Genomic DNA, 12,408 nt, shown 5'->3' with positions numbered 1-12,408 from the left:
GCGACGCGCATCAATCAAGGGACAGATTCGACACCTCGGCAGACCGGATCGAAGGGCGCCCCTCCCTGGCCCTGCCGCGCTTACGCGAGCAGCGACCGCAGCATCCACGCGGTCTTTTCATGCGTCTGCAGGCGCTGCGTCAGCAGGTCGGCAGTCGGTTCGTCGCTCGCCGCGTCGGCGATCGGGAAGATGTCGCGCGCGGTGCGCACGACCGTTTCGTGCCCTTCGACGAGCTGGCGGATCATCTCCTCGGCGGCCGGCACCCCCTTCGCTTCCGGCACCGACGACAGTTTCGCGAAATCGGCGAACGTGCCGGGCGCGACGACGCCGAGCGTACGGATGCGCTCGGCGACCGAATCGACCGCGAGCCACAGTTCGTTGTACTGCGCCTCGAACATCAGGTGCAGCGTGTTGAACATCGGCCCCGTGACGTTCCAGTGGAAATTGTGGGTCTTCAGGTACAGCGAGAACGTATCGGCGAGCAGGCGCGACAGGCCGTCCGCGATTTTCTTGCGATCCTTGTCGCTGATGCCGATGTTGATCGGCGTGGCACGAGTCTTCCCGTTCATGCTACGGACTCCTTATTCAATGAGCCAAGGCAACGAAAGCGAATCGGTCTGCCTGCCAACCCCGCGCCGCGTTCAGGCGGCCGCGATCGCGCGCAGCGCTTGTGACACCAGTTCGGCCACACCGCCGATGACGATCGCGAATCCCACTACATACCGCGCGATCTCGGCCGGCGCCCGCACCTTCGGCGCCGCCAGTGCGGCGCGCATGTTCAATATCATTTGCGTCATGATCGTCACTCCTTCAACGAAATCCATGGTCCAGTAGAAACGGCCGGTCGGACGACCGGCCGTTTCCCGTTACTGCCTCACCGCGCTACCGCGCGGCGACGTTCATGCGAGGTCGAAGCGGTCGAGGTTCATCACCTTGTTCCAGGCCGCGACGAAGTCGCGTGCGAACTTCTCCTTCGCGTCCCCGCTGCCGTACACCTCGGCCAGCGCACGCAGTTGCGCATGCGAGCCGAAGATCAGGTCGACACGCGTGCCCGTCCACTTGACCTTGCCCGTCGCGCGATCGCGCCCTTCGAACACGTCGTTCGCGGCCGACGCCGGCTTCCATTCCGTGCCCATGTCGAGCAGGTTCACGAAGAAGTCGTTCGTCAGCGCTTCCGGACGATCGGTGAACACGCCATGCTTCGCGTCGCCCGCATTCGCACCGAGCACACGCAGGCCACCGACCAGCACCGTCATTTCCGGCGCGCTCAGCGTCAGCAGTTGCGCCTTGTCGACCAGCAGCGCCTCGGCCGGCGTCTTGTACGCGTGCTTCAGGAAGTTGCGGAAGCCATCCGCGACCGGTTCGAGCACGGCCATCGCTTCGATATCGGTCTCTTCCTGCGTCGCATCCGCGCGGCCCGGCGCAAACGGCACCGTCACCGCGACGCCCGCGTTCTTCGCTGCCTGCTCGACGCCGGCCGCACCGGCCAGCACGATCAGGTCGGCGAGCGACACCTTCTTGCCGCCCGTCTGCGCGTCGTTGAACGCCTTCTGCACGCCTTCGAGCGTCGCGAGCACCTTCGCGAGTTCAGCCGGACGGTTCACTTCCCAGTCCTTCTGCGGGGCCAGGCGGATACGGGCGCCGTTCGCGCCGCCGCGCTTGTCCGAACCGCGGAACGTTGCAGCCGACGCCCATGCGGTCGACACGAGCTGCGACACCGACAGGCCCGATGCAAGCACCTTCGCCTTCAGCGCGGCGATGTCGGCATCGTCGATCAGCTTGTGGTCGACGGCCGGGATCGGGTCCTGCCACAGCAGATGCTCGGCCGGCACTTCCGGGCCGAGATAGCGGGCACGCGGCCCCATGTCGCGGTGCGTGAGCTTGAACCATGCACGCGCGAACGCGTCGGCGAACTCGGCCGGGTTCTCGTAGAAGCGGCGCGAGATCTTTTCGTAGGCCGGGTCGAAACGCAGCGACAGGTCGGTCGTCAGCATCGTCGGGCGGTGCTTCTTCGACGCGTCGAACGCATCCGGGATCACGTCGCCGGCATCCTTCGCGACCCACTGGTGCGCGCCGGCCGGGCTCTTCGTCAGCTCCCACTCGTAGCTGAACAGGTGCTTGAAGAAGTCGTTGCTCCACTTGGTCGGCGTCGACGTCCACGTGACCTCGAGACCGCTCGTGATCGCGTCCTTGCCCTTGCCCGTGCCGAACGTGCTCTTCCAGCCGAGACCCTGCTCTTCGAGGCCCGCGGCTTCCGGCTCGGCGCCGACGTTCGACGCCGGACCGGCGCCGTGCGTCTTGCCGAACGTGTGGCCGCCCGCGATCAGCGCAACCGTTTCCTCGTCGTTCATCGCCATCCGCGCGAACGTCTCGCGGATGTCGTGCGCGGCGGCGACCGGGTCGGGGTTGCCGTCCGGGCCTTCCGGGTTCACGTAGATGAGGCCCATCTGCACCGCGGCGAGCGGGCTTTCGAGATCACGCTTGCCCGAGTAGCGGCTGTTCGGGCCGCCGCTCAGTTCCAGCCAGATCTTTTCCGAGCCCCAGTACACGTCGTCCGGTTCCCACGTGTCGACGCGGCCGCCGGCGAAGCCGAAGGTCTTGAAGCCCATCGATTCGAGCGCGACGTTGCCGGTCAGGATCAGCAGGTCGGCCCACGAGATGTTGCGGCCGTACTTCTGCTTGATCGGCCACACGAGCCGGCGTGCCTTGTCGAGGCTCACGTTGTCCGGCCAGCTGTTGAGCGGCGCGAAGCGCTGCTGCCCGCCGCCCGCGCCGCCGCGGCCGTCGGCCGTGCGGTACGTGCCGGCGCTGTGCCACGCCATCCGGATGAACAGGCCGCCGTAGTGGCCGAAGTCGGCCGGCCACCAGTCCTGCGACGTCGTCATCAGCGCGTGCAGGTCCTTCTTCACCGCCGCGAGGTCCAGCTTCTTGAACGCCTCGGCGTAGTCGAAATCCTTGTCCATCGGATCGGACAGCGCCGAATGCCGATGCAGGATGTTCAGGTTCAGCTGATTCGGCCACCAGTCCTTGTTCGTCGTGCCGCCACCAGCGGTGTGGTTGAACGGGCACTTCGTTTCGTTCGACATGCGATTTCTCCTTGGCTTGCTCGTATGACTCCACCGGTTCGCTCCGACGGCATGCCGGGCGCGGTTGGTGGAGTGTCATTGCGGGGATAAGAAACGGAACAGGTTGGTCCTCCTGTCGTACTACGGGATGTCGTGCGTGGCGATCGGCGCGCGTTCCCGCCGCGACGCGCCGCAGGCGGGGCGCCCGGGGAAGCGGCTGCCGGCAGGTGTCATGCCGGTGAGGTGCGTGGTGTTCCAGTCTTCGGACATGCGATGCTCCCTCATGGCTTGACGGCAGATGAATCGGGGGAACAGGAAACCGGCGTGCGGCGGCGCTCACCCACCATACACACGGTCCGCCAGATACGCGAACGCAATCGGACGCAGGCTGCGAACCGCCGCCCTGGCGCGATGTACGACCGCGTCGCGCGACGGGATGTTCCGCTGCGCGTGCTGCAATACCGACCGCATCATGACATCCTCCTTTGACGCTTGCATTCCACGTGCAAATCGGACGCCGACATGACGCCGATCCATGTAGACGATTGTATTTACATCTATCGACTAATTGAATTTAATAAATTTTATCTATGTGATAGGGAAAAATAAACGGGGTCGCAAGACCCCGTTCATCATGCTGCCACACGTGCGTGCAGCACGCGCTCAGTTCATCGTGGCCGGCATGTCGAGCTTCGCGACGCCCGGCAGGTCGCACGCGGAAATCGCGTCGCTGATCGCGTCGATCGCCGGCATCCGCGTGAAGCTCTTGCGCCACACGAGCACCACGCGGCGGTCGGGCACGGGTTCGTTGAACGGCACGTACGACAGCAGTTCGGCATCGGGACCGTTCGCGCGCGGGCCGACCTCGGCGACCGACATCCGCGGCAGCACCGTGATGCCGACGCCGCTCGCGACCATGTGGCGAATGGTTTCGAGCGACGAGCCCTCGAAGGTCTTCTGGATGCCGTCGGCCGTCTGCGAGAAGCGCATCAGTTCCGGGCACACGCCGAGCACGTGATCGCGGAAGCAATGGCCGTTGCCGAGCAGCAGCATGGTTTCCTGCTTCAGGTCCTCGGCGTCGATTTCCTCGCGCTTCTCCCACGGATGGCCGGCCGGCAGCGCGACGACGAACGGCTCGTCGTACAGCGGACGCACCATCAGGCCGGTTTCCGGGAACGGCAGCGCCATGATCGCGGCGTCGATCTCGCCCTGCTTCAGCAGTTCGAGCAGCTTCAGCGTGTAGTTCTCCTGCAGCATCAACGGCATCTGCGGGACACGCTGGATCATTTGCTTGACGAGCGTCGGCAGCAGGTACGGCCCGATCGTGTAGATCACGCCGAGGCGGAACGGGCCGACCAGCGGGTCCTTGCCCTGCTTCGCGATCTCCTTGATCGCGAAAGTCTGCTCGAGCACGCGCTGCGCCTGCGTGACGATCTGGTCACCGATCGGCGTCACGCTCACTTCGCTCGCGCCGCGCTCGAAAATCTGCACGTTGAGCTCGTCTTCAAGCTTCTTGATCGCCACCGACAGCGTCGGCTGGCTCACGAAGCAGGCTTCGGCCGCACGGCCGAAATGCCGTTCGCGCGCGACCGCGACGATGTATTTCAATTCAGTCAGCGTCATTGTGGGTCAATCAGAGATATACAGGCGATAGGTTTAATTTATACACCCTCTGGCACCGGTTCGCCAAGTTTCTCAGCATCGCGATGCGTCGATCGACGGCTTTTTGATCCGGCCCCAGGCAGGTAAATCAGGCCTTCAGGTACTGCTCCCGCGCGCCGAGCCAGCGTGCGAGGTGCTGCGTGACGATGTCGGGGTACGCGTCGATCAGCCGCGTCGCGGCGTCGCGGGCCGGGTCGATCAGCCAGCCGTCGGTCTCGAGATTCGCAAAGCGCAGCATCGCCGCGCCCGACTGACGCGCGCCGAGGAATTCGCCGGGGCCGCGGATTTCGAGGTCGCGCCGCGCGATTTCGAAGCCGTCGGTCGTCTCGCGCATCGTCTTCAGCCGCTCGCGGCCGGTCAGCGACAGCGGCCCCGTGTACAGCAGCACGCACACCGACGCCGCGGTGCCGCGCCCGACCCGGCCGCGCAGCTGGTGCAGCTGCGCGAGGCCGAAACGCTCCGCGTGCTCGATCACCATCAGCGATGCATTCGGCACGTCGACGCCGACTTCGATCACGGTCGTCGCGACGAGCAGCTGCACGTCGTTGCGCGTGAACGCCTCCATCACGGCGGCCTTGTCGGCCGGCGACAGCCGGCCGTGCACGAGCCCGACCTTCAGCTCGGGCAGCGCGGTGACCAGCGTCTCGTAGGTCTCGACGGCCGTCTGCAGTTGCAGCGTCTCGCTCTCCTCGATCAACGGGCACACCCAATACACCTGGCGCCCGGTCAGCGCGGCCTCGCGCACACGGGCGATCACCTCCTCGCGCCGCGCGTCGCCGACGAGGCGCGTCAGCACGGGCGTGCGGCCCGGCGGCAACTCGTCGATCGTCGAAACCTCGAGATCCGCGTAGTACGTCATCGCGAGCGTGCGCGGGATCGGCGTGGCCGACATCATCAGCTGGTGCGGCTGGAAGTCGCGCGCGCCGTTGGCCGCGTTCGCGGCCTTCGCGCGCAGCGCGAGACGCTGCTCGACGCCGAAACGGTGCTGTTCGTCGACGATCACGAGGCCGAGCCGCGCGAATTCGACCGTGTCCTGGATGATCGCGTGCGTGCCGATCACGAGCTGCGCGGTGCCGAGCGCGGCCGCCTCGATCGCCGCGCGCTTCTCCTTCGCCTTCAGGCTGCCCGCGAGCCACGCGACCGTGACGCCGAGCGGCTCGAGCCACGCGCGCAGCTTGCGCGCGTGCTGCTCTGCGAGGATTTCGGTCGGCGCCATCAGCGCGGCCTGGTAGCCGGCGTCGATCGCCTGCGTGGCGGCCAGCGCCGCGACGACGGTCTTGCCGCTGCCGACGTCGCCCTGCAGCAGGCGTTGCATCGGGTGCGCGAGCGTGAGGTCGTGCGCGATCTCGTCGACGACGCGTGCCTGCGCGCCCGTCAGCGTGAACGGCAGCGCCGCGTACAGCCGCGTCGTCAACGCATCGGCATCGCTCGCGGCGAGGCGCGGCATCGCCGGCGCCGCGCGCGTGCGGCGCTCCTCGTGCGCGCGCTTGAGCGACAGCTGCTGCGCGAGCAACTCCTCGAACTTGATGCGCGTCCACGCCGGATGCGAGCCGTCCATCAGCGCGGCTTCGTCGGAGTCGACGCGCGGGTGGTGCAGGATGCGCACGGCCTGCTCGAGCGTCGGCACGTCGAGCGGCTTCAGGTAGTCGCGCTGGATCTCGGGCGGCAGCAGCTCGGGCAGCGGCGTGCGCTCGACGGCATTCTCGATCGCCTTGCGCAGGTAGGCCTGCGACACGCCGGCCGTGCTCGGGTAGACGGGCGTGAGCACCTGCGGCAGCGGCGCATCGGCTTCGACGACGCGCACGGCCGGATGCACCATCTCCATCCCGAAGAAGCCGCCGCGCACGTCGCCGCGCACGCGCAGCCGCTGGCCGACGGCCATCTGCTTGACCTGCGACCCGTAGAAATTCAGGAAGCGCAGCACGAGATGCTCGCCGTCGTCGTCCTGGATCTTCACGACGAGCTGGCGGCGCGGCCGGAATGCGACCTCGTTGTCGAACACGACGCCTTCGGTCTGCGCGATGCCGCCCGGCAACAGCTCGCCGATCGGCGTGAGCGTGGTTTCGTCCTCGTAGCGCATCGGCAGATGCAGCACGAGATCGATCGAACGCGTGAGGCCGAGCTTCGCGAGCTTGTCGACGGTCTTGACGGGTTTGTCGGCGGCCGCCTTCTTCTTGCGCTTCGTGCCGGCCGCGCCCGCTTCGTCGCTGGCGGCGCCTTCGGCATCGGGCGCGGCGGCGGCCGGCTGCGCGAGCCGCCCGTCGGCGCCGCGCTTCGGGCCGGCGCGGCGCGATACCGCACGCTCCGCCGCGTCTTGAGCGGGTAACGCGGCCGCCTCCGCGTCGAACGGGTCGGCGGAATCGGCAACGGCAGCGGGGGAACGGCGTGGTGACACAGGCATCGGATCGTCTGGGTGCTTCGCAAGGCAAGTACAATAGCGGCTTTCACGTCGTCCGAACGAACGACGCCGGCCAGGCCGCGCATCCCGTCATCATAGCGGCTCGCGCGCCCCATTTACGCGTTTCCGCCCTGCCGGCGACGCCCGCCGGCCGCTTCGAACCAGCCCGCATGTTCACGCTTTCCGATTTCGATTTCAATCTGCCGCCCGAGCTGATTGCTCAAACCGCGCTGCCCGATCGCACCGCGAGCCGCCTGCTCGAGGTCGACGGCACCGTCGAGCCCGCGCGCCGCGTCGACCGCCATTTCGCCGAGCTGCCGTCGTGCATCGCGCCCGGCGACCTGCTCGTCTTCAACGATACCAAGGTGCTGAAGGCGCGGTTCTTCGGCCAGAAGGCCAGTGGCGGCAAGATCGAGGTGCTGATCGAGCGCGTGACCGGCACGCACACGGCGCTCGCGCAGATCCGCGCGAGCAAGTCGCCGGGCGCCGGCACGCAGCTGCGTCTCGCCGATGCGTTCGACGTGACGGTCGGCGAGCGCGTCGAGCCGTTCTTCACGCTGATCTTCCCCGAGCCGTGCCTCGACCTGATCGAGCAGTTCGGCCGCCTGCCGCTGCCGCCGTATATCGAGCACGATCCCGATTCGACCGACGAGACACGCTACCAGACCGTCTACGCGAGCAACCCCGGCGCCGTCGCCGCGCCGACGGCCGGGCTGCACTTCGACCAGCCGATGCTCGACCGGCTCGACGCGATGGGTGTCGAACGCGCGACGCTGACGCTGCACGTCGGCGCCGGCACGTTCCAGCCGGTGCGCGTCGACAACATCGCCGAGCACAAGATGCACAGCGAGTGGTACGACCTGCCGCAGTCGCTGGTCGACAAGATCGCCGCAACCCGCGCGCGCGGCGGCAACGTGATCGCCGTCGGCACGACGTCGATGCGCGCGCTCGAAGCCGCCGCGCGCTCGGCCGACGAAGCGGGCCGCCCGCTCGCGGCGACGCAGGCCGAGACCGACATCTTCATCACGCCCGGCTACCGGTTCCGCGTGGTCGACCGGCTCGTCACGAATTTCCACCTGCCGAAGTCGACGCTGCTGATGCTGGTGTCCGCGTTCGCGGGCGTCGAGACGATCCGCGCCGCGTACCGGCACGCGATCGAGCAACGCTACCGCTTCTTCAGCTACGGCGACGCGATGCTGCTCACGCGGCGCGACACGCCGGAGACGCCGGGCGCGTAAGCGCGGCAGGCTCGGCAGCCCGCGCGACCGCCGCCCCGTTTTCCCGCTGCGCGCGCTACGATGGCGCGCACCCTTTTCCTCGCCGCCGGCCTGCCGGCGGCGTTTCCAACATGCGCCGGACTGTTCTCCGGTGGCAAGGAGAATAAAGCGATGACCGAAGGTTCATCCCACGATACGCACGATACGCACGCCCCCGTGCAGGACCGCCCGGCCAACGGGCTCGAATTCGAACTGCTGACGACCGACGGCCACGCACGCCGCGGCCGCGTGAAGCTCAACCACGGCGTGGTCGAGACGCCGATCTTCATGCCGGTCGGCACGTACGGCACCGTGAAGGCGATCCAGCCGCGCGAGCTGCACGAGATCAAGGCCCAGATCATTCTCGGCAACACGTTCCACCTGTGGTTGCGCCCGGGCCTCGACACGATCGACGCGCACGGCGGCCTGCACGCCTTCATGGGCTGGAACAAGCCGATCCTGACCGACTCGGGCGGCTTCCAGGTGTTCTCGCTCGGCGACCTGCGCAAGATCACCGAGGACGGCGTCACGTTCGCGTCGCCGATCAACGGCGACAAGCTGTTCCTGTCGCCGGAAGTGTCGATGCAGATCCAGAAGGTGCTGAACTCCGACGTCGTGATGCAGTTCGACGAATGCACGCCGTACGCGACCGACGGCGTGCCGACCACGCACAAGGAAGCGGCCGACTCGATGCGCATGTCGCTGCGCTGGGCGAAGCGCTCGCTCGACGAGTTCAACCGGCTCGGCAACCCGAACGCCCTCTTCGGGATCGTCCAGGGCGGGATGTTCGAGGACCTGCGCGACGAATCGCTCGCGGGCCTCGCGGAACTCGGCTTCCACGGCCTCGCGATCGGCGGGCTGTCGGTCGGCGAGCCGAAGGAAGACATGATGCGCGTGCTGCGCCACGTGGGCCCGAAGCTGCCGGCCAACAAGCCGCACTACCTGATGGGTGTCGGCACGCCGGAAGACCTGGTCGAGGGCGTCGCGAACGGCGTCGACATGTTCGACTGCGTGATGCCGACCCGCAACGCGCGCAACGGCTGGCTGTTCACGCGCTTCGGCGACGTGAAGATCCGCAATGCGACGCACAAGAACTCGCTGAAGCCGCTCGACGCGAGCTGCACGTGCTACACGTGCCAGAACTTCTCGCGCGGCTACCTGCATCACCTGCACCGCGTCGGCGAGATCCTCGGCGCGCAGCTCAACACGATCCACAACCTGCACTACTACCTGCAGCTGATGAGCGAGATCCGCGAGGCGATCGAAACGCATACGTTCGACGCGTTCCGCCAGCGCTTCGCGGAGGATCGTGCAAGAGGAGTCGACTGACCGGCCGGCGGGCCGCGCGGCGGCCGATCACATAGGACGTGTACTAAATAATGCGTTCCGGGTGTCGGCCGCGACCGCCAAATATTACAATTGCCTTTCCAAACGAGTCGCAACGGTGCCGTTTCACGCTTAACAGCTTGATCCCAAAGCGCATTTGCTGCGCCGTTTGCGCAAGGGGCCGGTGGTAGAATAACCGGCTTATTTTTCGATCTTCCCCTACGGAGAGACCAACGTGCCGTTCATTTCCAATGCCTTCGCGCAAGGTGCCGGTGGCGCCGAATCGAGCCTGATGAGCTTCCTGCCGCTCATCCTGATGTTCGCGGTGCTCTACTTCATCATGATCCGTCCGCAGATGAAGCGCCAGAAGGAACACCGCAACATGCTCTCGGCCATGGCCAAGGGCGACGAAGTCGTCACGAGCGGTGGCCTCGTCGGCAAGGTGACGAAGGTCACCGAAGGCTACATCGGCGTCGAAATCGCCGAAGGCACTGAAATCACCGTGCAGAAGGCTGCGGTCACGACCATTCTGCCGAAGGGCACGATCAAGTCGCTGTAAGCCCTTCACCGAGCGTCCGGCTCCCCGCGCCGTGCCCGCCTGAGAGAGCGGGCCGCCGCGGCGCCGGACGCGACGCTTTCACGCCAACCACCCGTTCGGCCCCCTCATGAATCGTTATCCACTCTGGAAATATGTCGTGATGGTCGTGGCGCTCGCCATCGGCCTTCTGTACACATTGCCCAACTTCTTCGGCGAAGCGCCGGCGGTGCAGGTGTCGAGCGGCAAGGCCACGGTCAAGCTCGACTCGACCACGCTGACCCAGGTCGAATCGGCGCTCGCGTCCGCGCAGATCACGCCGGACGACGTCACCTTCGAAAACACGGCGACCAACGCGAACATCCGCGTGCGCCTGAAGGACACCGATACGCAGCTGCGCGTCAAGGACCTGCTGCAGAAGTCGCTGAACGCCGACCCGAACGATCCGCAGTACGTCGTCGCATTGAACCTGCAGAGCGCGTCGCCGCGCTGGCTGACGGCCCTGCACGCGCTGCCGATGTATCTCGGCCTCGACCTGCGCGGCGGTGTCCACTTCCTGCTCCAGGTCGACATGACGGGCGCGCTCACGAAGAAGCTCGACTCCGACGCGTCCGACGCACGCTCGCTGCTGCGCGACAAGAACATCCGTGACGGCGGCGTGAGCCGCGTCGACCAGTCCGTGGTCGTCAACTTCAGCGATGCGCAGACGGCGGACGACGCCCGCAAGGTGCTCGCCGCGTCGATCACCGAACTGCAATGGGCGACCCAGCCCGGCGGCGGCGGCACGCAGGTCGTCGGCACGTTCACGCCGGCGGTGCAGAAGTCCGTCGAGGACGCCGCGCTCAAGCAGAACCTGACGACGCTCCACAACCGCGTGAACGAACTCGGCGTGTCCGAACCGATCCTCCAGCAGCAAGGCAGCGACCGTATCGTCGTCGAACTGCCGGGCGTGCAGGACACCGCGAAGGCGAAGGACATCATCGGCCGCACCGCGACGCTCGAGGCGCGCCTCGCCGATCCGATCAACACGCACCCGAACCCGAACGACCCCGTTCCGCCGGGCGAGGAGCTGTTCACGCAGGGCATCCAGGCGCCCGTGCTGCTGAAGAAGGACGTGATCTTCACCGGCGACCGCATCATCGATGCGTCGGCCGGCTTCGACGAGCACCAGCGTCCGTCGGTCAACATCCGCCTCGACTCGGCCGGTGGCCGCGCGGTGCGCACGGTGTCGCGCGACAACATCGGCAAGCCGATGGCGATGGTGCTGTTCGAAAAGGGCAAGGGCGAAGTGCTGACGGTCGCGACGATCCAGTCCGAACTCGGCGACCGCTTCCAGATCACGGGCCAGCCGACGCCGCAGGCCGCGGCCGACCTCGCGCTGCTGCTGCGCGCCGGTTCGCTCGCCGCGCCGATGGACATCATCGAAGAACGCACGATCGGCCCGAGCCTCGGCGCCGACAACATCAAGATGGGCGTCCACTCGGTGATCTGGGGCTTCTGCGCGATCGCCGTGTTCATGATCGCGTACTACATGCTGTTCGGTGTGGTGTCGGTGATCGGCCTGTCGGTGAACCTGCTGCTGCTGGTCGCCGTGCTGTCGCTGATGCAGGCCACGCTGACGCTGCCCGGTATCGCCGCTATCGCACTCGCGCTCGGTATGGCGATCGACTCGAACGTGCTGATCAACGAGCGCGTGCGTGAAGAACTGCGCGCCGGCCAGCCGCCGCAGCTCGCGATCCAGGCCGGCTACGCGCATGCGTGGGCGACGATTCTCGACTCGAACGTCACGACGCTGATCGCCGGCCTCGCGCTGCTCGCGTTCGGCTCGGGCCCGGTTCGCGCGTTCGCGATCGTGCACTGCCTCGGTATCCTGACGTCGATGTTCTCCGCGGTGTTCTTCTCGCGCGGGATCGTCAACCTCTGGTACGGCGGCCGCAAGAAGCTCAAGTCGCTCGCGATCGGCCAGGTGTGGAAGCCGGAAGGCGCCGCTGCCGCCGCGTCGTTCACCGACGCGGACGAATCGACCGACACCGCGCGCGCCGCGAAACTCGCCGCCCCGGCGAAGGGCAACGCGCCGCGCGCCGGCAAGCCGCAGCTGCGCAACCGCGCGCAGCAAGGCGTGTCGCCGAAGAAACCGGGCTCGACCCAATAAGGCCCCGGAGACGA

Annotated in this window: 10 protein-coding genes; 4 read left to right on the top strand and 6 right to left on the bottom strand. The window is 67.0% G+C overall.

Annotation, left to right across the window (positions count from 1 at the left end; translation table 11 throughout):
• Positions 1-80: 80 nt before the first annotated feature.
• From HWX87_RS29395 to recG, 6 genes are all read right to left on the bottom strand, one after another.
• Entirely contained in the window at positions 81-569 is a 489-nt protein-coding gene (locus HWX87_RS29395; protein WP_176050527.1) for a Dps family protein, read from the bottom strand.
• 72 nt (positions 570-641) lie between these two features.
• On the bottom strand, positions 642-797 hold the full coding sequence (locus tag HWX87_RS29390) for a hypothetical protein (RefSeq protein WP_176050526.1): 156 nt from the start codon (positions 795-797) through the stop codon (positions 642-644).
• A gap of 102 nt (positions 798-899) precedes the next feature.
• A complete protein-coding gene (gene katG / locus HWX87_RS29385; RefSeq protein ID WP_176050525.1) occupies positions 900-3,086 on the bottom strand; it encodes a catalase/peroxidase HPI in 2,187 nt (728 codons plus the stop codon).
• Positions 3,087-3,206: 120 nt separating this feature from the next.
• Entirely contained in the window at positions 3,207-3,335 is a 129-nt protein-coding gene (locus tag HWX87_RS38260; protein ID WP_279612982.1) for a hypothetical protein, read from the bottom strand.
• A 393-nt stretch (positions 3,336-3,728) separates the two neighbouring features.
• Positions 3,729-4,688: a hydrogen peroxide-inducible genes activator gene (locus tag HWX87_RS29380; RefSeq protein ID WP_122944516.1), complete on the bottom strand. Its 960-nt coding sequence runs from the start codon at positions 4,686-4,688 to the stop codon at positions 3,729-3,731.
• Positions 4,689-4,815: 127 nt separating this feature from the next.
• Entirely contained in the window at positions 4,816-7,128 is a 2,313-nt protein-coding gene (gene recG / locus HWX87_RS29375) for an ATP-dependent DNA helicase RecG (protein ID WP_176050524.1), read from the bottom strand.
• Positions 7,129-7,295: 167 nt separating this feature from the next.
• Here recG and queA point away from each other — a divergent pair, with 167 nt between their 5' ends.
• From queA to secD, 4 genes are all read left to right on the top strand, one after another.
• Entirely contained in the window at positions 7,296-8,363 is a 1,068-nt protein-coding gene (gene queA / locus HWX87_RS29370) for a tRNA preQ1(34) S-adenosylmethionine ribosyltransferase-isomerase QueA (RefSeq protein WP_176050523.1), read from the top strand.
• 150 nt (positions 8,364-8,513) lie between these two features.
• Positions 8,514-9,710 (top strand): tRNA guanosine(34) transglycosylase Tgt, encoded by a 1,197-nt coding sequence (tgt, locus tag HWX87_RS29365; protein WP_166956810.1) that lies wholly within the window; start codon positions 8,514-8,516, stop codon positions 9,708-9,710.
• Between the two features lie 232 nt (positions 9,711-9,942).
• Positions 9,943-10,266 (top strand): preprotein translocase subunit YajC, encoded by a 324-nt coding sequence (gene yajC / locus HWX87_RS29360; protein WP_048250795.1) that lies wholly within the window; start codon positions 9,943-9,945, stop codon positions 10,264-10,266.
• Between the two features lie 106 nt (positions 10,267-10,372).
• Positions 10,373-12,394 (top strand): protein translocase subunit SecD, encoded by a 2,022-nt coding sequence (secD, locus tag HWX87_RS29355; protein ID WP_176050522.1) that lies wholly within the window; start codon positions 10,373-10,375, stop codon positions 12,392-12,394.
• Positions 12,395-12,408: the final 14 nt, after the last annotated feature.

The organism is Burkholderia sp. BCC1644 (assembly GCF_902833225.1).
Lineage (GTDB): Bacteria > Pseudomonadota > Gammaproteobacteria > Burkholderiales > Burkholderiaceae > Burkholderia.
Note: the sequence above shows the minus strand (reverse complement) of the source record. Positions and strands in the feature narration are given on the sequence as shown.

What these genes read in the sequence shown, in the direction of transcription:
- HWX87_RS29395 (WP_176050527.1), bottom strand. Translation starts at nt 569, where the DNA reads ATGAACGGGAAGACTCGTGCCACGCCGATCAACATCGGCATCAGCGAC.
- HWX87_RS29390 (WP_176050526.1), bottom strand. Translation starts at nt 797, where the DNA reads ATGACGCAAATGATATTGAACATGCGCGCCGCACTGGCGGCGCCGAAG.
- katG (WP_176050525.1), bottom strand. Translation starts at nt 3,086, where the DNA reads ATGTCGAACGAAACGAAGTGCCCGTTCAACCACACCGCTGGTGGCGGC.
- HWX87_RS38260 (WP_279612982.1), bottom strand. Translation starts at nt 3,335, where the DNA reads ATGTCCGAAGACTGGAACACCACGCACCTCACCGGCATGACACCTGCC.
- HWX87_RS29380 (WP_122944516.1), bottom strand. Translation starts at nt 4,688, where the DNA reads ATGACGCTGACTGAATTGAAATACATCGTCGCGGTCGCGCGCGAACGG.
- recG (WP_176050524.1), bottom strand. Translation starts at nt 7,128, where the DNA reads ATGCCTGTGTCACCACGCCGTTCCCCCGCTGCCGTTGCCGATTCCGCC.
- queA (WP_176050523.1), top strand. Translation starts at nt 7,296, where the DNA reads ATGTTCACGCTTTCCGATTTCGATTTCAATCTGCCGCCCGAGCTGATT.
- tgt (WP_166956810.1), top strand. Translation starts at nt 8,514, where the DNA reads ATGACCGAAGGTTCATCCCACGATACGCACGATACGCACGCCCCCGTG.
- secD (WP_176050522.1), top strand. Translation starts at nt 10,373, where the DNA reads ATGAATCGTTATCCACTCTGGAAATATGTCGTGATGGTCGTGGCGCTC.